This window comes from Pectobacterium hainanensis (assembly GCF_046237015.1).
GTDB lineage: Bacteria > Pseudomonadota > Gammaproteobacteria > Enterobacterales > Enterobacteriaceae > JBJYIN01.
On record NZ_JBJYIN010000008.1, the window covers coordinates 82482 to 108347 of the forward strand.

23 protein-coding genes are annotated in these 25866 nt (G+C 48.2%); 8 read left to right on the forward strand and 15 right to left on the reverse strand.

The genetic code is table 11. From position 1 onward, the window contains the following. Positions 1 to 35 precede the first annotated feature (35 nt). From rplY to ACKPVM_RS10120, 3 genes are all read right to left on the reverse strand, one after another. A complete protein-coding gene (gene rplY, locus ACKPVM_RS10110) occupies positions 36 to 320 on the reverse strand; it encodes a 50S ribosomal protein L25 (RefSeq protein WP_409308920.1) in 285 nt (94 codons plus the stop codon). A gap of 135 nt (positions 321 to 455) precedes the next feature. After that, the gene (radD, locus tag ACKPVM_RS10115; RefSeq protein WP_409308921.1) at positions 456 to 2216 is read right to left on the reverse strand and encodes a DNA repair helicase RadD; all 1761 of its coding nucleotides are present in this window, start codon (positions 2214 to 2216) and stop codon (positions 456 to 458) included. Positions 2217 to 2219: 3 nt separating this feature from the next. Then, complete coding sequence (locus ACKPVM_RS10120; protein WP_409308922.1) at positions 2220 to 2459, reverse strand: YecH family metal-binding protein; 240 nt, start codon at positions 2457 to 2459, stop codon at positions 2220 to 2222. A gap of 239 nt (positions 2460 to 2698) precedes the next feature. On the opposite strand from ACKPVM_RS10120, the gene rsuA reads away from it, so the two are divergent. The 3 genes from rsuA (at position 2699) to ACKPVM_RS10135 (ending at position 5478) form a co-directional block, all read left to right on the forward strand. Beyond that, the gene (gene rsuA / locus ACKPVM_RS10125) at positions 2699 to 3397 is read left to right on the forward strand and encodes a 16S rRNA pseudouridine(516) synthase RsuA (protein WP_409308923.1); all 699 of its coding nucleotides are present in this window, start codon (positions 2699 to 2701) and stop codon (positions 3395 to 3397) included. A gap of 93 nt (positions 3398 to 3490) precedes the next feature. Further along, positions 3491 to 4675, forward strand: a complete 1185-nt coding sequence (locus tag ACKPVM_RS10130; RefSeq protein ID WP_409308924.1) for a Bcr/CflA family multidrug efflux MFS transporter — start codon at positions 3491 to 3493, stop codon at positions 4673 to 4675. A gap of 458 nt (positions 4676 to 5133) precedes the next feature. Beyond that, positions 5134 to 5478 (forward strand): YejG family protein, encoded by a 345-nt coding sequence (locus tag ACKPVM_RS10135; RefSeq protein ID WP_409308925.1) that lies wholly within the window; start codon positions 5134 to 5136, stop codon positions 5476 to 5478. Positions 5479 to 5563: 85 nt separating this feature from the next. Here the strand turns inward: ACKPVM_RS10135 and yejF are convergent, their stop codons facing one another. The 9 genes from yejF to mtr all read right to left on the reverse strand — a co-directional run bounded on the left by yejF (position 5564) and on the right by mtr (position 16726). Then, a complete protein-coding gene (gene yejF, locus ACKPVM_RS10140; protein ID WP_409308926.1) occupies positions 5564 to 7156 on the reverse strand; it encodes a microcin C ABC transporter ATP-binding protein YejF in 1593 nt (530 codons plus the stop codon). Between the two features lies 1 nt (position 7157). Further along, positions 7158 to 8183, reverse strand: coding sequence for an ABC transporter permease (locus tag ACKPVM_RS10145; protein WP_409308927.1), 1026 nt, complete (start codon positions 8181 to 8183; stop codon positions 7158 to 7160). After that, on the reverse strand, positions 8180 to 9277 hold the full coding sequence (locus tag ACKPVM_RS10150; RefSeq protein ID WP_409308928.1) for a microcin C ABC transporter permease YejB: 1098 nt from the start codon (positions 9275 to 9277) through the stop codon (positions 8180 to 8182). Before ACKPVM_RS10150 ends, ACKPVM_RS10145 begins: the two co-directional genes overlap by 4 nt. A gap of 9 nt (positions 9278 to 9286) precedes the next feature. Next, entirely contained in the window at positions 9287 to 11095 is a 1809-nt protein-coding gene (locus tag ACKPVM_RS10155; RefSeq protein WP_409308929.1) for an extracellular solute-binding protein, read from the reverse strand. A gap of 437 nt (positions 11096 to 11532) precedes the next feature. Next, complete coding sequence (gene mepS, locus ACKPVM_RS10160) at positions 11533 to 12114, reverse strand: bifunctional murein DD-endopeptidase/murein LD-carboxypeptidase (RefSeq protein ID WP_409308930.1); 582 nt, start codon at positions 12112 to 12114, stop codon at positions 11533 to 11535. A gap of 410 nt (positions 12115 to 12524) precedes the next feature. Then, complete coding sequence (locus tag ACKPVM_RS10165; RefSeq protein ID WP_409308931.1) at positions 12525 to 13226, reverse strand: phosphatase PAP2 family protein; 702 nt, start codon at positions 13224 to 13226, stop codon at positions 12525 to 12527. A gap of 117 nt (positions 13227 to 13343) precedes the next feature. Then, on the reverse strand, positions 13344 to 14330 hold the full coding sequence (locus tag ACKPVM_RS10170) for a CobW family GTP-binding protein (RefSeq protein WP_409309032.1): 987 nt from the start codon (positions 14328 to 14330) through the stop codon (positions 13344 to 13346). A gap of 422 nt (positions 14331 to 14752) precedes the next feature. Beyond that, complete coding sequence (yeiP, locus tag ACKPVM_RS10175) at positions 14753 to 15325, reverse strand: elongation factor P-like protein YeiP (protein ID WP_409308932.1); 573 nt, start codon at positions 15323 to 15325, stop codon at positions 14753 to 14755. A gap of 132 nt (positions 15326 to 15457) precedes the next feature. After that, complete coding sequence (gene mtr / locus ACKPVM_RS10180) at positions 15458 to 16726, reverse strand: tryptophan permease (protein ID WP_409308933.1); 1269 nt, start codon at positions 16724 to 16726, stop codon at positions 15458 to 15460. A 390-nt stretch (positions 16727 to 17116) separates the two neighbouring features. On the opposite strand from mtr, the gene ACKPVM_RS10185 reads away from it, so the two are divergent. Next, the gene (locus ACKPVM_RS10185) at positions 17117 to 17371 is read left to right on the forward strand and encodes a YkgJ family cysteine cluster protein (protein WP_409309033.1); all 255 of its coding nucleotides are present in this window, start codon (positions 17117 to 17119) and stop codon (positions 17369 to 17371) included. 13 nt (positions 17372 to 17384) lie between these two features. On the opposite strand, the gene ACKPVM_RS10190 is transcribed toward ACKPVM_RS10185, so the two are convergent. Next, on the reverse strand, positions 17385 to 18563 hold the full coding sequence (locus ACKPVM_RS10190) for a sugar efflux transporter (protein ID WP_409308934.1): 1179 nt from the start codon (positions 18561 to 18563) through the stop codon (positions 17385 to 17387). 336 nt (positions 18564 to 18899) lie between these two features. On the opposite strand from ACKPVM_RS10190, the gene fruB reads away from it, so the two are divergent. The 3 genes from fruB to fruA are packed head-to-tail and all read left to right on the forward strand — an operon-like array spanning position 18900 to position 22672. Further along, positions 18900 to 20033, forward strand: a complete 1134-nt coding sequence (gene fruB / locus ACKPVM_RS10195; RefSeq protein WP_409308935.1) for a fused PTS fructose transporter subunit IIA/HPr protein — start codon at positions 18900 to 18902, stop codon at positions 20031 to 20033. Next, on the forward strand, positions 20030 to 20968 hold the full coding sequence (gene fruK, locus ACKPVM_RS10200) for a 1-phosphofructokinase (RefSeq protein ID WP_409308936.1): 939 nt from the start codon (positions 20030 to 20032) through the stop codon (positions 20966 to 20968). Before fruB ends, fruK begins: the two co-directional genes overlap by 4 nt. A 15-nt stretch (positions 20969 to 20983) precedes the next feature. Then, the gene (fruA, locus tag ACKPVM_RS10205) at positions 20984 to 22672 is read left to right on the forward strand and encodes a PTS fructose transporter subunit IIBC (RefSeq protein ID WP_409308937.1); all 1689 of its coding nucleotides are present in this window, start codon (positions 20984 to 20986) and stop codon (positions 22670 to 22672) included. Between the two features lie 84 nt (positions 22673 to 22756). Here fruA and nfo read toward each other — a convergent pair whose 3' ends face one another. Both nfo and ACKPVM_RS10215 read right to left on the reverse strand, forming a co-directional pair. Further along, positions 22757 to 23596: a deoxyribonuclease IV gene (nfo, locus tag ACKPVM_RS10210; protein WP_409308938.1), complete on the reverse strand. Its 840-nt coding sequence runs from the start codon at positions 23594 to 23596 to the stop codon at positions 22757 to 22759. Positions 23597 to 23674: 78 nt separating this feature from the next. Next, positions 23675 to 24757 carry a YeiH family protein gene (locus tag ACKPVM_RS10215; RefSeq protein ID WP_409308939.1) on the reverse strand — a complete coding sequence of 361 codons (1083 nt, stop codon included), beginning with the start codon at positions 24755 to 24757 and terminating at the stop codon, positions 23675 to 23677. Positions 24758 to 24873: 116 nt separating this feature from the next. On the opposite strand from ACKPVM_RS10215, the gene yieE reads away from it, so the two are divergent. After that, positions 24874 to 25746: a DNA-binding transcriptional regulator YeiE gene (gene yieE / locus ACKPVM_RS10220; protein ID WP_409308940.1), complete on the forward strand. Its 873-nt coding sequence runs from the start codon at positions 24874 to 24876 to the stop codon at positions 25744 to 25746. Positions 25747 to 25866: the final 120 nt, after the last annotated feature.

The following is a 25866-nucleotide window of genomic DNA, read 5'->3' on the forward strand; positions in this document are numbered from 1 at the left end:
TTCTTCCCCGGCGTCCCGGATCGATTTCTGCGCAATTATACGCGAACGAAGTCGATATGAGTCAGTTTTGGCTTGAACACGTGACGTTGTACAGCCTGAACTTTAACTTGAATTTCTTTGCCATCGATAGACAGGATAACGGTTTCACCGTAGAAACCAGGTTTCATTTCCTGGTTTTTAACGCTGTCGTGATCCAATTCGATAGCAACTGGCGCTTCTGAACCACCATAAACGATGGCCGGAAATTTACCAGCGGTACGCAGGCGGCGGCTCGCACCCTTACCCTGCTCTTTACGTGCTTCTGCTTTGATAGTAATCATTTTTTTCTCTACTCAAGAAAGTAACCCTGCTACAGGCGACCCAGCAGCAGGTTGGGTTGTTCTGCTTTTGCGGTACAAAAGCGGGCTGAATTTTAGCGGAATATGGCGTGACGGGCAAACAAAACTGCGAATTAGTTAACCCCGCAATTCGTTTGCACGGCGAAAACGTCCCTCGTAGTCGAACATTTTTTCCCTGAGTTGCCAGAATGCGCCTTGTTTACGGGCGATAACAAAGTCGGGGGCGCGTAATTGGTTTTGCTGTGTGACGATGTCATGCACGGTCTGCCAGACGAAAGGGACACCGGGTGCTCGCAGATGAACACGTAAAAATAGCAATTGGAAAATATGACGTTGCGCTGGGGTATGTAAGCGAAAACGTTCGCTGACATCCGCACCGTCTTCATCATAATAGGTAATTTTCAGCCAGGCCCCTTTGGCATCTTGTCCGGGGATAAGTTGCATGCCGCTACAGCGTAACACCAGCGCATCCTTGAGTTTCAGCGCTGCTTTTAGCATATCGTCTGGATCGACCAGCACCGCTTCACACTGGTGACAACGGCGGGCAGCAATATCATTTTCTGCATCGCACTGAGGGCATAGTTTAAAACGAAAGCGGAAATCACATTGTTTGCGCTGATGATTTTCCTCCGGTGCCCATCCCTGACAACGACGGCCATAGTGTTCAATCACGCTGCCATCGGGGGTGGTTTTCCCCCAGAAGATATTGGCAAAACCACATTTGGGGCAAAAAACTTGTACTGGTTGACTATCGGTATGTGGTTTGCTGTTGCCGACTTCAGGCGTGTAGAGATCGTGCGGGTTGCCGGCATAATCGAGGATAAGGCAATTCGTTTTTCCGGGGAAAAGGCGTAAACCGCGTCCCACAATTTGCTGATATAAACTCACGGATTCTGTTGGACGTAGGATGGCAATCAGATCAACATGGGGGGCGTCAAAACCCGTTGTGAGTACCGCCACGTTTACCAGATATTTCAGCGACTGCTGTTTAAAGGCCTCAATCAGCGCATCGCGCTCAGCTGTTGGTGTTTCCGCGCTAACTAGCGCTGATTGCTCAGCGGGTAACAGCGCGTAAATTTCTCGCGCATGTTCGACCGTTGCGGCGAAAATCATCACCCCTGAGCGGGTTTGAGCATAATCGATGACCTGTCTAACAATAGGGGGCGTGATACGTTTCTGGCGCTTGAGCTCTTTGTTCAGATCGCTTTCGCTAAATAAACCGTTACTTTTTGTTGTCAGCTTGCTGAAATCGTATTGCACAATCGGCATGTCCAACCGCTCCGGCGGCACGAGGAAGCTATGTTTGATCATGTAACGCAGCGGTAGTTCATAGATGCAATCGCGAAACAAGCACTGTTCGTCGCCTCGGATCATTCCATGATAATGATATTGATAAATCCATCCTTTACCCAGCCGATAGGGCGTGGCGGTTAAGCCGAGTAGCCGCAGTTGTGGGTTGGTTTTTTGCAGATGCTGGATGATTTGCTGATATTGGCTGTCGTTATCATCACCAACGCGATGGCATTCATCAATAATCAGCAGTGAAAAAGCGCCTTCAAACTGCGTCAGATTGCGTGCGACCGACTGTACGCTGCCAAACACCACCTTTCCCTGACTGTGGCGTTGTTGCAGCCCAGCAGCGAAAATATCGGCTTCCAGCCCCAAAGCGCAGTATTTGGCATGATTCTGCGCCACCAGTTCTTTCACGTGCGCCAACACCAGGACTCGACCACGAGCGAGTCTCGCCAGTTCGGCAATGACAAGGCTTTTCCCTGCGCCAGTTGGCAAAACAATCACTGCCGGGTGGGTATGGCGGCGAAAATAATCGAGTGCGGCAGATACGGCCTCGCGTTGGTAAGGCCGTAAGATAAAAGACATCGTTTAGTGCTGACAGATTTTACTGGCGCTGGTGGTAAAACCGCTCTCAAGCGGAATGAATTTGCCGCGTTCAGCCAGAAATTGCACCAGCATCGCAGCCGTCATGTTTTCGGCAGAGCAGGTATGGAATCGTGCTGCACGGCCGAAACGGTCTTCAATCGTAGCAACCAATTGTTCTGTGGTAAAAGACTCGCCGGAGGCGATCATCATTTGCAACACTTCATGACCATGAATGGACGACATATCGGGATTCCTCAATGTGAAAATTTGTCCCTATTATGCCTGTTGATAAACGTTACGGCGAGAAGATGTGGACGAAACAACAGTGTATTTCCTGTTGAATTCTAGGATGTCAGGCAAAGCCTCGTTATACTATTACACGTTGGTGGCGAGTATCGTTGCCTTTCTTCATTTTCATGATGCTTTCAGGTATCGCGTTACCTGCATTTGCGTCATGATTTAATACAGGTTGTTGATTTTTAATGCGATTAGATAAGTTTTTATCTCAGCAATTGGCTATCAGCCGTTCACTAGTGATTCGGGAACTACGTGCTCAGCGCGTGACCGTTGATGGCGAGATTGTGAAAAGTGGATCGTTTAAAGTGTTACCTGAACATGAGGTGGCATTCGATGGCAATCCATTGGAGCAGCAAAATGGCCCTCGTTATTACATGCTGAATAAGCCTCAAGGCTATGTCTGCTCGACGGACGATCCCGATCATCCCACTATCCTCTATTTCATGGATGTCCCTGTCGCTCATAAATTACACGCAGCAGGGCGTTTGGATATCGATACCACGGGGTTGGTTTTATTGACGGATGACGGGCAATGGTCGTACCGTATCACATCGCCGAAACATCATTGTGAGAAAACATATCTGGTGACGCTGGAGTTGCCACTGAACCCTGATACGGCCAGCCAGTTTGCCGCGGGCGTACAATTGCATAACGAAAAAGATCTGACCAAGCCCGCCGTGTTGGAGAAAATTACCGATCATCAGGTTCGACTAACTATCAGTGAAGGTCGTTATCATCAGGTCAAGAGAATGTTTGCTGCGGTGGGTAACCGGGTTGTGCAATTGCATCGTGAACGTATTGGCGGCATTCACCTCGATAGCGAACTTGAACCGGGTGAATTTCGGGTATTGAGTTCACAAGAAGTCGAAAGCGTCGGGCTATAATTTTTTATCTCTGCGTCATTCTCGCTGCCTTGATGGGGCGGGATGTTTTTTTATTCTACGAAGTCCATTTTTCCTGACCGGGAGCGACGTTCAGTGCAACAAAACCGACCTTCTCATATTGGGTTGATTCTCATTCTTGGCTTGATTTCCATGCTCACGCCCCTCGCGATTGACATGTACTTACCCGCATTACCGACGATTGCCGCCGAATTAGGTGTGCCGGATGGGCGCGTGCAGATGACGCTCAGTACCTATGTGCTGGGTTTTGCTATTGGGCAGATGTTCTATGGGCCGATGGCCGACAGCGTTGGGCGGAAGCCTGTTATTTTGGGGGGAACGCTGATTTTCGCGCTTGCAGGTGTGGCATGCGCATTATCACAGACGGTGGAACAACTGGTTCAGATGCGCTTTTTGCATGGTCTGTCGGCCGCCGCATCGGCGGTAGTCATTAATGCGCTGATACGTGATATGTTTTCCAAGGATGAATTCTCTCGCATGATGTCATTTGTGGTGCTGGTGATGACGGTAGCGCCGCTGATTGCGCCTATTGCCGGTGGGGCGCTGCTGCTATGGTTTAGCTGGCATTCAATTTTTTGGGCTATTTCTGGCGCAGCCTTTTTGACCGTGATTCTGGTTTTCTTCTTTATTCACGAAACGCTTCCTCCAGAGAAACGGCAAAAATTTCATTTGCGCACCACGCTAGGTAACTTTGTGACGCTTTTCCGCCATAAACGCGTATTTAGTTATATGGTGGCGAGCGGGTTGTCATTCTGCGGTATGTTCGCTTTCCTAACCGCTGGGCCGTTTGTTTATATCAATTTACATGGCGTTTCCCCCCAACATTTTGGTTATTACTTCGCATTGAATATTGTCTTTTTGTTCATGATGACACTGTTTAATAGTCGCCATGTCCGCCGTCTTGGGGTGCTGACAATGTTTCGTATCGGCTTATTGATTCAATTCGCGATGGGTATCTTGTTAGTCGTTATTTGCCTGTTTGATTTAGGTTTTTTACCACTGGTTATTGCGGTTTCAATTTTTGTTGGCTGCATTGCAATGGTGGCTTCTAATGCAATGGCCGTCATTCTGGATGATTTTCCGCATATGGCGGGAACTGCGTCGTCACTGGCAGGGACACTACGTTTTGGTTTAGGCGCGGTGACAGGTATGGCGCTATCGATCATGTCTTTTAACAGTGCCTGGCCCATGGTGTTATCCATGGCTTGTTGTTCAATCGTCGCCTTTTTGCTCTATTGTTATGCCAGTCGAGCCATTTGATCCCATCACTTTTTAGTCCCAGTCCAACTCCCGCGTTAGCGGGAGGCCTGCCTTTGCCATGCAACTCGAATGATTTGGGGGAGCGATTCTTTCTATTTAGGCGCTATTTCGCCGAGAAAAGTGATACCGGCTTATTGCGTATCAAGGGATTGCTTATCTTTATTTGTTCAAAATATGTAAAATGTATGAATTAAAAGTAAATAAACAAGCCTTTAGGGGTTGTGATGTTAACGAGAAAAGGTTAAATATAATCAGAAAAGAGCAGCAATTCGTGATCGCGTCGACACTAATAAGTCTTGCAATCGCTTAATCCACTGACTAATTGATGTCAATTAACCTGAGTGATGTTGGTTTTTTGTACATGAAAAAGTGGAAATAAGTGTGATGGACACGCTATCATAATAAATATGTTATTATTTTGTGAATTTTAAGTAAAACTTAACCTGAGGAAAACAGTAGTGGATAGTTTCCAACTTTCGGTAGTTCATCGTTTGCCGCAAAGTTATCGCTGGTTATCGGGTTTTGCTGGCGTCAAAGTTGAACCGATTCCGCTCAGTGGCAGAGAAGAAGATAATAATCTGATTGGTCTTAAACTGTTAAGCCATGACGGAGAGGCCGCATGGAAAATTATGCACCAATTGAACCAATCTTTAGATGAAATTCAGGTTGAATGTGCGGTTTTGGAATGGGAAGGCGAGCCTTGCCTGTTTTTACACCGTAACGATGAAAGTACCGCGATGTGCCGCTTGAAAAATGTCGGTGTGGCGATTGCTGAGTCTGTTTCCGCGCATTATCCATTTTGAAGAGTGGCGTCAGCGATCTGATGCCACTCCCCCAGCGACGTTTTGCCCAAGCGTTTCTCTCATTTTAAAGCCGGTCCGGCGTGGCTCAGGATGAAAGCTGTAACAACTCCCGCGTGTAGGCTTTTTCCGGGTGGCTGAAAACTTGCCTGCATTCGCCTTGCTCCACAACTTCACCTTGTTTTAGCACCATAACCTGATGGCAAAGGGCTTTCACCACCTGAAGGTCATGGCTGATAAAAAGATAGGCAAGCTGATGCTTCTGTTGCAATGATTTTAATAACGTCAGGATTTGCGCTTGCACTGTTCTATCCAGCGACGATGTGGGTTCATCCAAGATTAGCAACTCAGGTTGCAGGATCAGTGCACGAGCAATGGCGATTCGCTGGCGCTGTCCGCCGGAAAATTCAGCGGGATAGCGGTGCCTCGTCTCTGGATCCAAACCAACTTCCTGCATTGCGGCAATGACTCGTTGTTCGCACTCTGCATGGCTTAAGGCTTGATGTACGGTTAATCCTTCCGAGATGATTTGTTCCACATTAAGGCGTGGATTTAACGCTGAGTTGGGATCCTGAAACACGACCTGAATACGACGACGAAACGGGAGCATTTGTTTACGTGTGAATTCATGCAACGGATGCCCATCGAACCAAATTTCGCCTCTGGATTGAAGCAACCGTAGCAATGCCAGGCCGGTAGTGCTTTTACCTGAGCCCGATTCGCCAACCAACCCGATACTTTCACCACGACGCAGAGTAAAGTTCACGCCATTGACCACCTGTTTTTCGGCGACAGTACGTCGTAACAATCCTTTCTTTACCGGGAAGGCAATCTGCAACTGTGTAACCCGCAGAATAGGTTCAACGTCTTCTTTGATCGGTAAAGGCTCTCCTGACGGTTCTGCCTCTAACAACTGGCGGGTATAAACATGCTGCGGTGCTAAAAATAGCGTCTGACAGGTGTTGTGCTCTACGCACTGACCTGATTTCATGACGGCAACATTATCTGCCAGTTGACGAACAATGTTTAGGTTGTGGGTAATGAACAGCAGACTCATGCCCATTTCCTGCTTAAGTTCGTTAAGCAACTTCAGAATTTGCGCTTGTACCGTCACATCTAATGCGGTTGTTGGCTCATCCGCAATCAGTAAATCTGGTTGTGTTAATAAGGCCATCGCGATCATGACACGCTGGCGTTCGCCGCCTGAAAGCTGGTGGGGATAATCGGCTAATCGGCTCTTGGCTTGCCGGATACCGACACGATCCAGACAATGAATCACTTCACCTCGGGCCGCATCATTGCGCATGCCACGGTGTAGCGATAAAACCTCAACCAGTTGTTTTTCGATGCTCTGTAAGGGATTGAGGGAAACCATGGGTTCCTGAAAAATCATGGCAATGCGGTTTCCTCGAATCTGCCGTAGCGTTTTTTCATCCGCGTGCAACAACGACTGACCAGAAAAACGAATGTCACCCTGTTGATAGATAACCGGTGGAGAGGGCAATAGTTTGAGTATGGAAAGCGCAGTGACGCTTTTACCCGACCCGGACTCGCCGACCAGCGCTAACGTTTCGCCTGCATTGACCTCCAGCGAAAGCCGATCAACGACGCGCAATTCCTGTTCCCCACGGCGAAAGGCAATGCTGAGATTATCAATGTGTAATAAAGGTGAATGAGACATATCAATGCGCCTTGCTTGGGTCAAAGGCGTCGCGCACCGCTTCGCCGATAAAAATAAGTAAAGACAGCACAATAGACAGCACCATAAAAACGGTTATCCCTAACCAAGGCGCTTGAAGGTTATTTTTTCCTTCAAGGAGTAGGGTGCCTAATGACGGCGAGCCCATTGGCAAGCCAAATCCCAGAAAATCCAGTGAGGTCAGCGTCGTGATCGAACCGCACAGAATAAAGGGAAGATACGTTAGGGTGGCTACCATGGCATTGGGCAGCATACAGCGGTACATAATCATCCGATCGCTGACGCCCATGGCCTGTGCGGCACGAATATAATCAAAATTACGTGTACGGAGAAACTCCGCCCGAACCACCCCGACCAGGCTCATCCAGCCAAACAATACCGTTATGCCTAATAGCCACCAGAAGTCAGGCTGGATCACGCTGGAAAGCAGGATGATGAGAAACAGGGTAGGCATCCCTGACCAAACTTCAATAAAGCGCTGTCCCCACAGGTCTAATTGTCCACCGTAATAGCCTTGTGTCGCGCCAGCGGTAATCCCAATCAGGCTGGAAAGTATCGTTAGCGTCAGACCAAATAACAGTGAGATACGAAAGCCGTAGAGCACTTGCGCAACAACATCTTTGCCTTGGCTATCCGTTCCTAGTAAGTTTTGCCACGAAGGAGGGGAGGGGAAAGACACCGTGGTTGCAAAGTTAATCGTGTCGTAACTGTAGTGAATAAGCGGCCATATCGCCCATCCATTACTGTTAATTCGTTGTACGATATAGGGATCTCTGAAGTCGGCCGTGGTCGCTAGCTGTCCGCCAAACGTTGTTTCGCTGTAGTCGACAATAAATGGCGCATAAAACTGTCCGTCATATTTCACCAGTAACGGTTTGTCATTAGCGATCAGTTCAGAGCATAAAGTCATGATAAAGAGCACCAGAAAAATCCATAGTGCCCAATATCCACGGCGGTTACTCCTGAAACGCGCCCAGCGCGCCTGATTAATCGGGCTTAATCGGCTCATTGGCGTCCCTCAAAATCAATACGTGGGTCAACCAGCGTATAGGTCATATCGCTGATAATATTTAATAACAGTCCAATCAGAGTGAAAATATACAGCGTACCGAACATCACCGGATAATCGCGTTGCAACGTAGCGTCATAGCCTAATAAACCGAGGCCGTTAAGTGAAAACATCACTTCTATCAACAGTGACCCAGTGAAAAACATACTGATAAACGTGGCCGGGAACCCCGCGATGACCAGCAGCATGGCATTACGGAATACATGGCGATAGAGAATACTTTTTTCATCTAATCCTTTCGCGCGCGCCGTGACGACGTACTGTTTACGGATTTCATCCATGAATGAATTTTTGGTCAGCATGGTTAGGGTCGCAAAGCCCCCAATCACTGATGCTAAGACGGGTAGCGCGATGTGCCAAAGATAATCCGTAATCTTGCTGTACCACGGTAGCGTGTCAAAATTACTGGACACCAATCCGCGTAACGGGAACCAATCGAGGTAACTTCCGCCTGCAAACAGGACGATTAACAAGATGGCGAAGAGAAATGCAGGAATGGCGTAACCAATGATGATCAGCGAGCTACTCCAGGTATCAAAGGGCGTACCATTTTTGACGGCTTTTTTGATGCCTAACGGAATAGAAACCAGATAGATGATTAATGTGCTCCATAATCCCAGCGTAATGGAGACCGGCATGCTTTCTTTAATCAATTGCATCACTGATGAACCGCGGAATAAGCTGTCACCGAAATCAAAACGCATGTAATCCCACAATAGTTTGAAATAGCGTTCGTGGATCGGTTTATCAAAACCGTAGCGTTTGGTGATTTCCTCAATAACCTCTGGATCGAGGCCACGTGAACCACGGTAAGCATTTTCAATATTGGGTGCGCCACCGCCGCCTGAGCGAGCGAGCCCGGCATCCAGACCTGAGCTGGCAACATAGCCACTACCATGTCCCATTTCAATGGCGGCAATCGCCTGATCTACCGGGCCACCCGGGGCAATTTGTACAATAAAAAAATTGATGGTGATAATGGCCCATAGCGTCGGGATCACCAGTAAAAGGCGGCGTAAGAGATACATTCCCACAGCGGCTCCTTAACGTCGCTCTGCTGGCAGCGTGGCTGCCTGTTTAACATCAAACCACCAGCCGTCAAACCCGAGTGAATAGGCTGGCGTTACGGCAGGCATGGCGAACTTGTTCCAGTAGGCAAAACGATCATGATTGGAATACCACATAGGAATCATCAATTGATTCCAGGTCAGCACGCGATCCAGCGCTCGTCCCAATGATAACAACGGTGCTTTTTGTCCCTGATGCCGGGTAATTTCGTCAACCAGCGCGTCGATAGCGGGATCGCTTACGCCGGGTGTGTTGTATGTAGAATCGATGTACTGCGAACTCCAGCGTATTTGCAGGTCGTCATTCGGATAAAGAAAGGCGCGGTACACCGTTGCCGTCATGTCAAAGTCGCGCTTACGCAGCCGACTGTTAAATTGAGCACTGTCGATGTTTCTGATATCCATCGTAATGCCCAGCTTTTTCAGGTTTTGCTGGAAAGGCAAAACATACTGGGAGTTTCCTGCACTCGGCAACAGTAATTCGAAGATAAACGGTTTGCCTGTCTGACGATTAACTAATTTCTGGTTTTTAAGTTCCCACCCGGCTTCTTTCAGTAATTCCAGTGCTTTTAGCCAGTTATCTCGATCGTATCCGCTACCGTTGGATGAAGGCGGCTGGTAACTCGGACCAAACACTTCCGGAGGAACGCTATCTTTCAACGGTAATAGCCAGGTTAATTCTTCGGCGCTGGGTTCGCCTTGAGCGGCATATTCCGTATTTTGAAAATAGCTGTCAGTACGTTGATAGGCACCATAATAGAGCGCTTTGTTCATCCAGTTAAAATCAAACGCTAGCGTCAGTGCCTGTCGGACGCGGCGATCCTTGAATAATGGGCGCTGAATGTTGAAGGCAAGCCAGCGGGTATCCTGAGCAGAGTGGTTCTCCTTGTCTTGCTTAATAATGTAACCACGGGAAAAATTCCCTCCTGCGTATTGGGTTGCCCAGTGTTTCGGTGACCCTTCTGTGCGCATATCAAATGCGCCGGCCTTAAAGGCTTCCAGAGCAACGCTGTCATCCAGATAATAGTCGTAACGTATTTTATCGAAGTTATATTGGCCTTTATTTACTGGTAGATCGGTTCCCCAGTAATCTTCTACACGTGAATACGTGACGTATTGCCCAATGCGGTAGGCGGTAATGCGATAGGGCCCGCTGGCGGGTGGTGGGGTAGATAATGGTTCGCTGAAGTTATGATTTTTCCAGAATGCTTCAGGCATTACTGGCAGCGTGAGCAAACTGAACATCCGGTTTTTGTCGGGTTCGGGGAAATCGAAACGTACCGTTAGCGGTGAAAGTGCAGTCGCGGTAATACCTTTGAAATAGAGACGAAACTGCGGGACGCCTTGCGTCATAAACATGTTGTAAGTGAATGCGACATCGGTTGCGGTAATCGGCGAACCATCATGGAAACGCGCGCGTGGATTGATATCGACTTCAATCCAGCGAAAATCGTGAGAATGGCGAGTGGTGAGTGCAATCAATGGATAATAACTGCCAGGCTCATCATCGGATGAAACGAAGAGTGAATCGTAAAGTCGTTCGGTTCGGGCTGCAGCGACGCCGCGCAATGCAAAACGATTAAAGTTATCAAATGTGCCGAGAGCACTCAGCGTGATACTACCACCTTTTGGCGCATCGGGATTAACGTAGTCAAAGTGGCGGAAGTCTGCGCCGTACTTAGGTTCACCCAACAATGCGAATGACGTGCTCTGCTCTATTGAGGCAGCATATCCACTCTGGGTCGCGACATAAAGTAATACAGCAGCCATAACGCGTTTCAACATCTTTACGATAATCTCCTGCAATCGGATAGCAACAACTTCATAGCCCGTGAATAGGCTGGTACGCCTTGTTCCAAACAACGAGCATGTGCCGCTTTTACATGCCGTGAAATCCATGGTGCATGGTGTTTTCTACCGCATAAAGTGATTGAAATAACTAGTATTAACATCACAACATCTATCATCTTGTCTTTTTATCATGAAATAGACAGGGAAACCTACCCTAATTGTGGGTTAGCCGTTTGCTATGTATCGTTGGTTTAATTGAACACCATAAAATCTTCATAAAAAATCGCTGGGAGCGATTTTTAACGTAGTTTGGCAACGGTCCTTGTGGTTATGGGCAGGAACACCTGTCATAAAAAACGCCGCTTAGTGATAAGCGGCGTTTTTATCGTCTCGTTTGGTCTGTCAAAGTACATCAAGAAAGCGAAAATTGTTTAACTGCTTGTTCCTTTATCCAGAACACGACGCGCTTCCTGGTAACGTTTGTTCCAATAGGTTTCTCCCATATTGGAAATAATGACGCCACTGCTTGTCGATGCATGAACAAATTGATCGTTGCCGATATAAATACCAACATGACGGCCAGTTGAGCCAGCACGGAACAGAACCAGATCACCGGGGCGTAGCTTGGTTCGCTGAATTTTTTGGCCGACTTCCTGCTGTTCATAGGTAGAACGAGGTAAGTCCATTCCAAATTGTTCACGGAAAGTACGCTGAACGAACGCGGAACAATCGATACCGCGACGACTGTCACCCCCTAAGCGGTAACGAACACCTTTCCAACTTGCATATTGGCTAAGTAATTTGGATTTAATATCCACATTACGAACCATTGCTTCAAATTCATCCTGAGAGGCTTGCAGTAAAAGACTATCTTTGTCATTAACCGCATGCATATCAGTTTGATTTTTCTGATTGAATGCACTGTTACTACCACATGCAGAAAGCGTCAACGCTATCGCAACAGCAGGCAACGCCCGCCAGATATATCTCAGAATCGGTTGAGACTTGACCATTATTGTTATGTTCCCTTGATGTCCTTAACGATACATACCGTTATGTAATAAATGCCAAACCAAACGAGAGTCAGACTAAAACAGAGTTTCTTTTTCGCCAAATGTTCATCGATAAAAATGTGCAAGAATGCACATTATTTCTTTCTGAACCCATAGAACACTGCGCGGGAAAAAGCAAACTTCAGTGAGACTACCGTAACGATAAACAGATTGCGAGAAATTTTAGACATTTTATTTATAAGAATTAATGATGTAATAAGCGAAAAAATGTCGATACTGAAAACGCTAAAACATCGGTATTTTTATCGACTATATATGTCAAAGAAGACAGTATCTTTACAATGAGTCAGAAATGTATGGCTTTATTGCATCCCATCGAGCGCTTCTTTTATTAGCCGAGGACGGATATTTCACTGACGATGTTGCCCAGGAAGTTTACGTTCAAGAAAGGTAATTAACCTATCGCTGGCAGGCGTCAGCAACCACCAACTCAGGCCCACCAGTACGATGGACAATGAACCAACGGCGATATCAGTAAACCAATGAGCGCCAATCATGATGCGGGGAAGTGAAAATATTACGACTATCGCAACGCTTAGGATAAATGCGCGATGGGTGAAATAACGCAGCATAAAGGCAGCGAAGATGAGCAGCATCATGCCATGATCTCCCGGGAAACTGTCGCGGGAAGCATCTTTGGTTACGATACCTGTCAGGTCAGAGACTCGGTTGATATGGGTAAAATAGAGCGTGGGGCTGGCATGTTGAATGGGCAACAGATGGCCTAGTTGGTTCAGGACGACCGCTGTTAATAGCATAACAATACCAATAATCAGTAAACGCCGACGCTCAACCGGTATCGCTTTCCTATAAAACGATAGATATAGCATCCCCATGGCAATCAGGGCGAATCCATCGAACACGCGGTTATTGGTCATGGCGACCAGATGCAGGAATGTTGGACTTTTAACCAATAATTCATTGAAGTAAAAGAAAATACTGCTATCTAACTGAAACCAGATACCTTGTTCCTGGGTAAGATACCAGGAGAAAAACAGGGAAATGCCAAGAGCATTGAGCAAAAGGACATAAAAAAGATTACGCAGGGACATACATTTAATGACTCGATACCTAACAAAGTAAAACTGATCATCCATCCTCTTTCGAATCGCAGGTGCTCGAGAGAACCACGATGCTTTCCTGCTATTCGAAATATGTTGGAGATAAGTTTACTCGGCGGTAGTTAAACGAGCCTTTAACAAAGCCGTTTGCAGCGTATTCCATTCACTTGCTGTGTTATGAATGATTTCAATCCGGCTGTCGAGTGGGGCGATGGCCTTGGTTTCAATACGCAGATCGTATCCTTGACGATTGACGACCAATGTGCCTTCTTTTATTCGCATGACACCTTTTACTCGCTCGACCGGTGACAAACGTACCCAGTCCAAGAGTGCAGCGGTGTCAAAAATGGTATCTGGAGAGAAAATCCAGCCACAGGCATGGTAACCTTGCCCCTGATTTAACGCACGGCGCCAGGGTTGTCCGCTGGGGAGTCGTAACGCAGCCAATCCATTGGTTAATGAATGTGAATGATGATGTTCGCCGTCAGGTAACTCACGGACATTGTGTCGTGGTTGATCCAGCAGTAAAGGATCGATCTGACCCTGACTCACGCTGACCACAGACCGATCGTCGCCGTTGGTACGTTGCCACTGCTGTAAGGTGGCAATATCGACATTCTGATAAGTATCGTATTTATTGGCGATAATAATATCTGCTGCGGCAAGTTGATCGCGAAAGTTTTCATTTTCACAGTAACGGGTATCACTAAGCTGGCGTGCATCGAGCAGACACAGCGTCGCCTGTAACGTCAGCCACGGTATATAGGTCTCTCCGGTAAGCAAAGAAAGAATTTGTTTGGGATGCCCGAGACCCGTGGGCTCAATCAAAAGTCGATCTGGTTTTTTTTGCTGCAATAGCATATTCAGACCCACTTGCATGGGGAGACCATTAACGCAGCACATGCAACCACCGGGGATTTCTTTTATGAATGCGCCGCTGTCATTCAGCAAGGCACCGTCAATACCGATTTCACCAAATTCGTTAACGAGCACAGCCCATATTTCATTCTCCGGCTTCTGTGACAGTAAGTGACGAATGGTTGTGGTTTTACCGCTGCCTAGAAAACCGGTAATAAGATTAACTTTAGTGAGCAACATAACCTCCTGAATGCCTTCGGCGTCCTAAAACATATCGGCATACTATATAGAAGATGATGCGGAACGTTAATGTATACCCGTCATACTTCAAGTTGCATGTGCGTTGGCTGCGCTACTCGGCCCGTCGTGGGCCTCGCCCTAAAGGGCCGCTGCAAGCAGCGTTCAAACCTGCCTCTGGCAGATTTGTCAGTCACCCGAATCACTTACTCAAGTAAGCTCATCGGGATTCCTTCGCTTGCCGCGTTATTCGGCCTTATGGCCTCACCCCTTCGGGGTCAGCGCAAGCGCTGTTCAAAAACGCTTTGCCGTTTTTGTCCTGAAACTTGAATTATTTTGGGTATATATGCGGAAAGGGCCAGAGACGTTCGAATAAAAGCAACACCGCCGTTTGACGGTGTTGTCGCGTTGTGTTTCAGCGGTTAGTCCGCGCGTCCCATATAACGGCGTTCAGGAATATGAATGCGAATTTTTTCCCCAGCGCTGAGATATTCAGGCACTGGAATGGTCAGACCCGTACTCATGGTGGCGGGTTTATTGCGGGCACTCGCAGAGGCACCTTTAATACCTGGTGCCGTATCGATAATTTCCATATCGACCGTTTGCGGCAGTTCCAGGGCAATAATCTGTCCATCCCATGACAGCACCTGGATACCCGGCATTCCCCCTTCAGGGATAAACAGAAGTTCTTCTTCTATTTGGTCTTTCTTAAAATTGTAAGGCGTGTAGTCCTCATCATCCATGAAGACATACTCGTCACCATCGATATAGGAGAAGGTTACGGCACGACGAGTCAGCGTGATCGTGTCAAGAATGTCGTCACCTTTAAAGCGTTCTTCCACCTTTAAACCAGTCCGGACGTCAGAAAAACGCATTTTATATAATGTGCTGGCACCTCGGGCGCTGGGACTTTGGATATCAACGTCCTTCACGAAGAGTAATTTGCCGTTGTAGTTAACGACCATACCGCGCTTGATTTCGTTCGCTCTTGCCATAAAAATTACCTGTTATAAAGAGTGGGATTTTTGTGGCGACACGTTACTCGCGAGACTGGATTCAGGCAAGCAGGATTTCATATTGCACGTATCATTGATTGCCATTTGTCATTCACCACCGTAGTTACCTTGTTATTGAGTATAGACAGGGAGAACGTGAGTTAATGTCAAAACATGGGCGATGATATTGATCACGCCAAAGGCAAGAATAAACAGCACCATCGCGTGGCCTCCTGGCACCCGATAAGGTTTTTCGCCTACGTGGCAGGATTCGGTATAGCGATGGCGAGACTTCTGAACCATTAAGGCTGGCACGATGACGGCCCAAAGCGTTGCCGCCAGACCGGCAAAACCGATCGCATAAATAAAACCATTGGGGAAAATCAGCGCAGCCAATGTCGGTGGCGTGAACGTTACCAACGCCGCTTTGGTTCTGCCGCCTGTGGTGTCAGCGAACTTAAAATAATCGCTAATGTAATCAAATAAGCCAAGAGAGACGCCCAGAAATGAACTGGCGAGGGCCATATAGGAAAAAGCGTTCAATAATGGGATCAGGTAGGGTGTTTTCGCCACACTACCCATTTGTTTCAGCAGGCTATCAATATTCCCACCATCGGCTGCGATAGTGATAAAGGCTACCCGAGGGATATTTCCCTGTATCACATATTGCCACAGCAGATAAATAACCAGCGCAATGAGTGTACCGTACAGGAGACTACGTACCACGGCTTTTGCATCTTTTCGATAGTATTTCACTAACCCCGGGATATTACCGTGATAGCCAAATGACGTCAGTAAATAGGGTAGGGCGGCCAGTGCATAAGGCAAATAGCGCTGATCCTGTTGCTGGGTATTGAGCAAAATTTGGTTATTAGCCTGAATAAACATATCACTGACGGAAAGGGCGAATGTAATCACCATGCCGCCGATTAAAATGGTGCTGAGACGATCGACCGCGCGGGTGGAAAGCCAAACAATCAAGGCAACCAGCAATGAAAATAGAAACCCGAAAAGCGAGTGCCCAAGATTGAAATATCCTTCCAGCGTATGCGTAATAATCGAACCGCCAGCAGAAATGTAAGCATAAGTGAGAATATAAAGAACAAAGGCAATGGAGATACCGTTGATAGCGCTCCACACGTTGCCGAGTAGATCCTTTACCATCGTATGAAAGCTGGCACCCGCTGGATAATGTAAATTGGTTTCCAGAATCATCAGGCCAGAAATCAGCATACAGGCCCAGGTATAAATCAGAAGCAGAACCGAACCGCTAAACCAGACACCTGCGGTCACTATGGGAATTGAAAACATCCCGGCCCCAACGGCTGTTCCGGAGATAATCATTGCTCCGCCTAAAATAGACGGGCGGGAAAGAGGGGCTGTGGTTGTCGCCGTTGACATAAAAACTCCGGAATGGGTAGGCTCGTCATATTTCATGTTGCTAGTAGGTCGTTCAAAGTCATAATAATTTGACCTGCAACTCGGATGATTTCGGTATTAATACACTATCTGTTGTTGTACTAGATATGTAGTTGTACTAGCGCAATGGTACGTGTGAGCGACAATAATGTAAACCATAGGATGAACTTACCGAGTGCTTTTATCGAGGGTTTATGATTAATAAATGTTCGAATAGGCAGCATTTTCTACTATTAAACCTCATCGTATCGGTAAAAGACGTCGCAGATATGCACGCTGAAATGACAGGATTAAGCATTGGTGTTTATACCGATGGCTGTTATGGTGACGAGTGATTCCCATGCTTGGGTTTACTCACCGGAGAGCTTGCTGATGGACTGTCGCCCCGATTGTGGCGCGTGTTGCATTGCGCCCTCAATATCCAGCCCACTGCCGGGCATGCCTAATGGCAAACCGGCTAATATACCGTGCATTCACCTTGGTATGGATATGCGCTGTGGGCTCTTCCATTCGCCGCTCAGACCAGCGGTGTGTGCAGGCTTACAAGCTAGGGCTGATATGTGTTTTAGCCATCGGGATGAGGCGTTGATCTATCTGATTACGCTGGAAGCGGATACCGCTCCGTGATGACGTGCGTGAGCTAAGCGTCTTTAATCCGCCACATGCAGTAGCCTGAACCCAGAATCATGATCAGTGCAATGAAGAAAACAGCATGATAACTCCAGATTTCCGCCACGATACCCGCAAGCGATCCGGAAATAATCCAGCCAACGCGGGTGGTATTCGTGAATAATGTGGTGGCTGCACCAGCCTGGCCTGGCATTAAATCCTGAAAATACAGCATACCGATGCCTGCAAGAATGCCGATAAAAATCGCGTTCAGCAGTTGTAAAGCTAATAGTGCTATCTCACTATCAAGCGACAGCAATCCGGCATAAAACAATACCCCGGCAGAAATAGCCAGTCGCATAAGGAAACGTTTACCGAAGCGTTTGGCAACATATCCAGCGATCAACATAGTTGGAATTTCTAACCCTGCTGCGGTTCCCATCATGATCCCTGCCAGCTTTTCAGGTAGGTACAGTTCATGGACCAGATATAACGGCATATTGATAATGTAGATGCCATTACACGTCCACATTAGCGTGCATGCGCTAAATAAAAGTAGGGTATCCCGGCGATTATTGCGGGGAGATTCCAGTGTCGCAGCCGTTTTTACGACCATTTTTGGCATGGAAGGAAGAAAAAGTCGAACCAGTATGCCGCAGAGTACAAAGACCAACCCAGCGGTCAGATACATGGTTGTAAAGCCAAATCCTAATGCTAAAGCAAATGCGATGGGGGGGCCGATAACCCAGGATAGCGAGATTTGAGCGCGGAGAACAGAACTGAACATGGCCGCTTCCCGCCCTGTACGATCGGCGTGTTCCCGTGCTAGTGCAAACAACTGTGGGTTGGCGGTTGAGCCAAAACTACTCAGTAATACACCAATGAATAGCAGAATAAAGTAATTACGGTTCCAGGCAAACAGTATGCAAGCCAATGCACCAAGCAAACAGCATTGAAAAATGAGCGTTTTTCTATCACCTTGCCGATCTGAACGCGTTGCCAGAACCTGACTGACGATAATGCCGATCACCGCACTACCCGTATAGAACATACCCACCAAAAATGGGCGAACCTGTACTTCACTGGAAAGGAAAAGGCTAAGCGTTGGAAGCTGTAAGGCCCCAGCCGTTCCGGTCAGGAATGCAATAACTAAAAATGCTGACGAAGTCAGATCGAGCGGACGTTTAGCCGAGTGAACAGGTGTGTGCATAAATTGATAATGTTTAAAAAACAGGCAGAGGTAATCATCGGACGCGTCATACTACTCGTGTTTAGAGGAAAACAGAAAACCTGTTTCATTTTTTTATTCAGCATGGCTTCAGCTGATGCCGGATTTTTTACCCGCGATGATGATTCACGCCGATGAAAATGTGCGTGATGTCAAAATTTTGTTATTTTGCTGATGCAGAACACTTGCATAAAATGCGCAATAGAAAGAGACTCATTGAAACGTTTCAGCGATATTTTTTTGAAACGTCATTCACAGTAGACACATTTTTTTCTCATAAAAGCTGAAACGATTCAACTTCAGCAAGAGAGGAGAGCCATGTTCCAGTTGTCACAGCAAGATATTCATTTAGGCGCAGTGGCCAACAGCAAGCAAGACGCTATACAGCTTGTTGCCGCCGCGCTGACGGAGGCCGGGTGCGTCGGCGCGGCCTATGTCGATGGGATGCTACAGCGCGAGCAGCAGACGTCGACCTATTTGGGCAGTGGTATTGCCATTCCTCATGGTACAACCGATACCCGTGATTTGGTTCTGAAAACCGGCGTCCAGGTTTTTCAATTTCCTCAAGGTATTGCGTGGGGAGACGATCAGACAGCATATGTTGTGTTGGGTATCGCTGCTCGTTCTGATGAGCACTTGGCGTTATTACGTCAGTTAACTCATGTGCTGAGTGATGATCGTGTCGCTACTCGTTTGGCAAGTACGACGTCAAGTGAAGAGCTACGCAGTTTGTTAATGGGTGAGCAAACGCTGGCTGATTTCCGTTTTGATACATCGTTAATTTCGCTGGATGTGACAACGGATAACCTGATGACACTGCAAGCGCTAAATGCGGGTCGTTTGCAACAAATTGGTGCGGTTGATGCCAGCTTCGTCAGCGCCGCTGTCGGTAATAAGCCGCTGAATCTTGGTCAGGGCATATGGTTCAGTGACTGTGCCGAAGGCAACATCAGCAGCGCGGCGGCTGTTGTTCGTCCGGCTGTGCCTTTCAACGTTGAAGGCGAAACGGTGGCGCTTTTGGTGACCATCGCAGCCGCGGATGAACAGGCGCTGGTGCCGATTAATTATCTGAGTAATTTGATTGTCACGCAAAAAGCTGAACGTCTGCTGAATGCTGACGCAGCAACGATTTTAGCATTATTAACCAGCGATGTGCCGGAGGAAAGTACCGTGCTGACGGCGGAGTTTACTATCCGCAATGAGCATGGCTTACATGCACGTCCGGGAACCATGTTGGTTAATGTCATTAAACAGTTCAGTAGTGAAATCACCGTAACGAATCTTGATGGGACCGGTAAACCGGCAAATGGTCGTAGTCTAATGAAAGTCGTCGCTTTAGGTGTAAAAAAAGGTCACAAATTACGTTTTACTGCGAGTGGCAGTGATGCGGAGCAAGCGCTGGTCGCCATTGGCGAAGCGATTACCTCTGGTTTAGGGGAGGGAGCAGCATGAGCAGGCGAGTCGCGACGATTACGTTGAACCCAGCTTATGATCTGGTTGGCTATTGCCCTGAAATTGAACGGGGTGAGGTTAATCTGGTTCAGACGGCGGGTCTGCATGCCGCAGGCAAAGGTATCAACGTTGCTAAAGTACTGAAGGATCTCGGGATTGACGTTACGGTTGGTGGGTTCCTGGGTAAAGACAATCAAGATGGTTTCCAGCAACTATTCAGTGAACTGGGTATCGCCAATCGTTTTCAGGTTGTACCCGGACGCACACGCATTAACGTGAAACTGACGGAAAAAGACGGTGATGTCACCGATTTTAATTTTTCTGGTTTTGAAGTGACACAGCAAGATTGGCAGCGTTTTGTTAATGACTCACTGAGCTGGTTAGGGCAATTCGACATGGTTGCGGTTAGCGGCAGTCTTCCTGCCGGTGTCGATCCTGATGCCTTTACCGACTGGATGTCTCGTCTGCGTAGCCATTGTCCGTGCATTATTTTTGACAGCAGCCGTGAAGCGCTGGTGGCAGGCTTGAAAGCGGCGCCGTGGTTGGTGAAACCGAATCGAAGAGAGCTGGAGATTTGGGCTGGGCGTAAATTACCTACGTTGGAAGATGTCGTCGATGCGGCGCACGCGTTGCGCGAACAGGGTATTGCGCATGTGGTGATCTCATTAGGGGCCGAAGGCGCACTGTGGGTGAATGCGTCAGGTGCCTGGCGAGCATTGCCGCCGGCCTGTGAAGTGGTCAGTACAGTAGGTGCGGGCGATTCCATGGTGGGTGGGCTGATTTATGGTCTATTGATGCGTGAGTCCAGTGAGCATACTTTGCGTTTGGCGACAGCAGTGTCTGCATTGGCCGTCAGTCAAAGCAACGTTGGTATTACCGATCGTCCTCAGTTGGCCGCAATGATGGCGCGTGTCGACCTGAAACCCTTTAATTAACAGCAGGAGACCATAATGAGAACGCTGCTGATTTTAGATAAATCACTGGGGCTGGCGAGGAGCCAACTGGTGAAAAACCTCCTTGGCGCCGCCGCGACACAAGTCGGGGTGACGTGGACAGAGCAAATTGACGACGCTGAGCTGGTCATCATGCTGGGCACAGCGGCCGTTGCCGATAGCGCGTTAAACGGTAAGCGCGTGTTTATCGGTGACGTGGTTCGCGCAGTCAGCCAGCCAGAATCTTTTCTGACGCAGGCTCAAGCTGAAGCAACAACTTACCAGACCATCGCGTCAGCTTCTGTTCAGCAAAATACGACGGCTAAGCGTATTGTGGCGGTAACCGCATGTCCTACGGGGGTTGCGCATACGTTTATGGCGGCAGAGGCCATTGAAACCGAAGCGAAAAAACGTGGTTGGTGGGTGAAGGTCGAAACTCGTGGCTCCGTTGGTGCAGGCAACGCGATTACTGCCGAAGAGGTCGAATTGGCTGATGTGGTCATTGTGGCTGCTGATATCGAAGTGGATTTAAGTAAATTTGCCGGTAAGAAAATGTATCGCACGTCTACCGGTCTGGCGCTGAAAAAAACGGCACAGGAGTTGGATAAAGCGCAGTCTGAAGCGACGGTGTATCAGCCAGCGGGACAATCAGCGTCAGAATCTCACCGTACATCAGGGGAAAAAGGGGGAGCAGGCCCGTATCGCCATCTGTTGACGGGGGTGTCTTATATGTTGCCCGTGGTGGTTGCGGGAGGGTTATGCATCGCGTTGTCGTTTATGTTTGGTATCGAAGCGTTTAAAGAGCCGGGAACGTTGGCGGCGGCGCTTAAAATGATAGGCGATTCCGCGTTTACCCTGATTGTGCCAGTATTGGCCGGTTATATTGCGTTCTCTATTGCCGATCGACCCGGTCTTGCGCCTGGCCTGGCTGGTGGTGTACTGGCCGTGACGATGGGCGCGGGCTTTCTGGGAGGGATCATCGCGGGTTTCCTCGCGGGTTATATCGTTAAAACGATCAACAATCATATCCACCTGCCGCAGAGTATGTCGGCGCTTAAGCCGATTTTGATTATTCCACTGTTGGCAACCTTGATCATGGGATTGATCATGGTTTATGCCGTAGGTACTCCGGTGGCAAAAATCTTGTCGGGCCTGACAAGCTGGCTGCAAACCATGGGAACGGCGAATGCGGTCATTCTTGGCGCTGTTTTAGGGGGAATGATGTGCACCGATATGGGGGGCCCAGTTAACAAGGTGGCTTACGTATTCGGCACCACATTGCTCAGCACTCAGGTTTATGCCCCGATGGCTGCGGTCATGGCAGCGGGTATGGTTCCACCTCTGGCGATGGGACTAGCAACGCTTGTTGCCCGTAAGAAATTTAATGCGACGGAACGTGAAGGGGGGAAAGCGGCATTAGTCTTGGGGCTGTGCTTTATTTCCGAGGGTGCAATTCCTTATGCTGCGCGCGATCCCATGCGTGTCTTACCGTGCTGTATTTTTGGCGGCGCACTGACTGGCGCGTTATCCATGATGGTCGGTGCAAAACTTATGGCACCACACGGTGGGTTGTTTGTGTTGCTGATCCCAGGCGCAATTACGCCGGTTATCGGCTATTTGGTGGCGATTCTTGCCGGTACGCTAGCTGCTGGCCTGATGTACGCGCTGCTGAAGCGTCCTGACGAACAAATGGTAAAAGTCGGGTAACCGACAACGGTGGCATATCGCTATGCTAAAAAAACGCCCGCAGGCACAATGTCTGCGGGCGTTTTTCTTTATTAGCCGATCGCGCTAGGACTGAGATTTCAGCCAGGCAATTTCTTCGCCCCAGATATCTGGATTCACGGTTTCCAAAATCATTGGGATGCCATCAAAACGAGGGTCTTTCATTATATAGCTAAAGACCGTTTTACCTATATTTCCTTCCCCAAGGCTATGATGTCGGTCAACCCGGCTATTGAATCCACTTTTCGCATCATTCAGATGCATGCCTCGCAGATAGCGGAATCCTACCACGCGCTCAAATTCGGCAAACGTCGATTCACAGGTTTCTTCGGTTCGTAAGTCATAACCCCCGGCAAAAGCATGACAGGTATCAATACATACGCCAACGCGACTTTTGTCTTCCACGCCATCAATGATTGCCGCCAGATGCTCGAAGCGGAATCCCAGATTACTGCCTTGCCCGGCGGTATTCTCAATGACGGCCGTTACGCCTTTTGTTTGTTCCAGCGCGATGTTGATAGATTCGGCTATTCTGGCCAGACAGCGCTCCTCTGTGATCTGTTTCAGATGGCTTCCAGGATGGAAATTTAGCAAACTCAGTCCGAGTTGCGCGCAGCGCGACATTTCGTCAATAAACGCGATACGTGATTTCTCAAGCGCAGCTGTTTCCGGGTGGCCGAGGTTAATCAGATAGCTATCGTGAGGCAGAATCTGCGCGGGTGTGTAGCCATAATGTTCACAAGCCGTTTTAAAACGCGCGATGATATCTTCACTGAGCGGTGCCGCTTCCCACTGGCGCTGGTTCTTGGTAAAGAGCGCAAATGCTGTCGCGTTCAACGCATGGGCACGAATAACCGCTTGATCGACACCACCGGCTGCACTGACGTGCGCACCTACGTATTTCATGGTCTTCTCCTCTTTATGACGCAGCATTATGGCATTGTCGAAGAGGCTCATGAGACATTAATCGGAAAATTATCCTATTTACTGCAAGTGAAATAACTGTTCTCCCGCCAGATTAATCCCAGCGCCGCCGATCACCAGCCAGAAAAATAGGATGAGGGCCAACAACATTGGTTTTGCTCCTGCTTGTCGGAGTGCACTGAGGCGTGTGGTCAACCCTAATGCAATCATCGCCATCATGAGCAACAGGTTATCCAGCGTCAGTAATAAGTCGACCATCTTGGTGGGAAGAAGCTGACAGGAGTTGAATGCCGCGACGGCGATAAACCATAAGGCAAACCAGGGAAATATCAGTGGTGTCGTGGCTGTTGTTGCGTTTTGCTGTCGTCTGTTTTTGAGAAAGAAACCAAGGGCCAGCAAAAACGGGGCAAGTAACATGACTCGCAGCATTTTAGCGATAACCGCAATATTTTCTGTCTCAGGATTAATGGCATGTCCAGCGGCGACAACTTGAGCAACCTCATGAATGGTGGAACCCAGATACATGCCAAATCCCTGTGAGGTAAGCGTCAGCCAGTGATAATGGAGATTAAGCTGATATAACCACGGGTAAAGGAACATGGCTGTTGTTCCAAAAATAACGACGGTTGAGACGGCGATAGCGATGTTATCGCTGGATGCTTTAACGACGGGCGCGGTAGCCAGAATGGCCGCGGCCCCACAGATGCTGCTGCCTGCACCGATCAGAATAGTCGTTTCGTGCTCAAGCTTAAATACGCGTTGCCCGAGCCAGTAAGCGAGCAGAAATGTTGATGCAACGATGGTCAGATCAATCGCGATACCGGAGATGCCTACGGTCGTAATTTGCTGAAAACTGAGGCGGAATCCGTAAAGTATGATACCCCAGCGTAGGAGATGATGTTTTGCCCATTGCACCCCAGCGTCTCCGTAGCGATGTAGGCGAGGGTAGCATGTGTTTCCGAGTAAAATCCCTATTATGATCGCCAGTGTTAATGATCCTGGTCCCCATTGTGACACTTTAGGAATATTTGCCAGCCAGAGAGTAAAAAAAGTGATTAGACTAACGATAAGTAAACCGGGAAATCGTGTCTTTACGCCGAAATATGGCCTGATATGGTGTCGTACTGCAAGGCGGGCAATCATCTTGTATACCTGTTCTGAGAATATCGAGCTGAGGGCCTAGCCTATAATCAGAAGGGTCAAAATAGAAATTGATTATATACTTATAACTTATTGGTATTTTCGATAAAGAATTCATTATGCACATTACGTTACGTCAGTTGGAAGTTTTTGCAGAAGTCCTGAAAAGTGGTTCCACTACGCAGGCTTCTGTTGTTCTTGCACTCTCTCAATCCGCTGTTAGCGCGGCATTGGCCGATTTAGAGGGGCAATTGGGAGTACAACTTTTTGATCGTGTGGGTAAACGGCTCGTCGTGAATGAACATGGGCGGTTGTTGTACCCGAAAGCACTCTCGTTACTTGAACAGTCGCTGGAAATTGAGCAACTTTTTCTCCATGACAACGGCGCATTGCGCATTTATGCCAGCAGTACTATCGGTAATTACCTCTTACCCGCCATGATTGCCCGCTATCGGCAGGATTTTGCTGAGATACCTTTGGAGTTGCATGTCGGCAATACTCAGGACGTGATTTCGGGCATTTCGGCGTTTAGCGTCGATCTTGGGCTTATTGAAGGCCCATGCCACCATACTGATTTGGTTACCCAGCCTTGGCTGGAAGATGAATTAGTCGTGTTTTGCTCTCCTGATAATCCGCTCAGTCAGCAGACAATTTCATTACAGGCACTGTCCGATGCGCCTTGGATATTGCGTGAGCAGGGCTCGGGGACTCGAGAGGTCTTGGATCATTTGCTACTGACTCAGTTACCTCATTTCCGTCTGGTGATGGAGTTGGGGAACTCTGAAGCGATTAAACATGCTGTTCGGCACGGTATTGGTATCAGTTGCCTGTCCCGCCATGTTATTGCCGAGCAGTTGGCAACGGGCGCGTTAGTGGAATTAGCGGTGCCGCTACCCAAACTCACCCGTACGCTTTACCTGGTACATCATCGGCAGAAACACATTTCTAATGTTTTGCAGGGTTTCCTGAATTATTGCTATGAAGTGGCGTAAATAGCAGGAGCTCTATTGCTAATGATCGGGCTCGAGTTATGAACCTCTCTTATAACTCGACGATCTTATCTATCCAGTGGAAAACGATTTGCTACAATCCCGCCTCGATTTTTCAGCAAG

Coding starts and splice junctions, on each gene's coding strand:
- nfo (WP_409308938.1), bottom strand. CDS start 23,596: ATGAAATACGTAGGTGCGCACGTCAGTGCAGCCGGTGGTGTCGATCAA.
- yeiP (WP_409308932.1), bottom strand. CDS start 15,325: ATGGCAAGAGCGAACGAAATCAAGCGCGGTATGGTCGTTAACTACAAC.
- ACKPVM_RS10190 (WP_409308934.1), bottom strand. CDS start 18,563: ATGCACACACCTGTTCACTCGGCTAAACGTCCGCTCGATCTGACTTCG.
- yejF (WP_409308926.1), bottom strand. CDS start 7,156: ATGTCTCATTCACCTTTATTACACATTGATAATCTCAGCATTGCCTTT.
- ACKPVM_RS10145 (WP_409308927.1), bottom strand. CDS start 8,183: ATGAGCCGATTAAGCCCGATTAATCAGGCGCGCTGGGCGCGTTTCAGG.
- fruK (WP_409308936.1), top strand. CDS start 20,030: ATGAGCAGGCGAGTCGCGACGATTACGTTGAACCCAGCTTATGATCTG.
- mepS (WP_409308930.1), bottom strand. CDS start 12,114: ATGGTCAAGTCTCAACCGATTCTGAGATATATCTGGCGGGCGTTGCCT.
- yieE (WP_409308940.1), top strand. CDS start 24,874: ATGCACATTACGTTACGTCAGTTGGAAGTTTTTGCAGAAGTCCTGAAA.
- fruA (WP_409308937.1), top strand. CDS start 20,984: ATGAGAACGCTGCTGATTTTAGATAAATCACTGGGGCTGGCGAGGAGC.
- ACKPVM_RS10120 (WP_409308922.1), bottom strand. CDS start 2,459: ATGTCGTCCATTCATGGTCATGAAGTGTTGCAAATGATGATCGCCTCC.
- ACKPVM_RS10215 (WP_409308939.1), bottom strand. CDS start 24,757: ATGATTGCCCGCCTTGCAGTACGACACCATATCAGGCCATATTTCGGC.
- mtr (WP_409308933.1), bottom strand. CDS start 16,726: ATGTCAACGGCGACAACCACAGCCCCTCTTTCCCGCCCGTCTATTTTA.
- ACKPVM_RS10165 (WP_409308931.1), bottom strand. CDS start 13,226: ATGTCCCTGCGTAATCTTTTTTATGTCCTTTTGCTCAATGCTCTTGGC.
- ACKPVM_RS10185 (WP_409309033.1), top strand. CDS start 17,117: ATGGACTGTCGCCCCGATTGTGGCGCGTGTTGCATTGCGCCCTCAATA.
- rplY (WP_409308920.1), bottom strand. CDS start 320: ATGATTACTATCAAAGCAGAAGCACGTAAAGAGCAGGGTAAGGGTGCG.
- radD (WP_409308921.1), bottom strand. CDS start 2,216: ATGTCTTTTATCTTACGGCCTTACCAACGCGAGGCCGTATCTGCCGCA.
- rsuA (WP_409308923.1), top strand. CDS start 2,699: ATGCGATTAGATAAGTTTTTATCTCAGCAATTGGCTATCAGCCGTTCA.
- fruB (WP_409308935.1), top strand. CDS start 18,900: ATGTTCCAGTTGTCACAGCAAGATATTCATTTAGGCGCAGTGGCCAAC.
- ACKPVM_RS10155 (WP_409308929.1), bottom strand. CDS start 11,095: ATGTTGAAACGCGTTATGGCTGCTGTATTACTTTATGTCGCGACCCAG.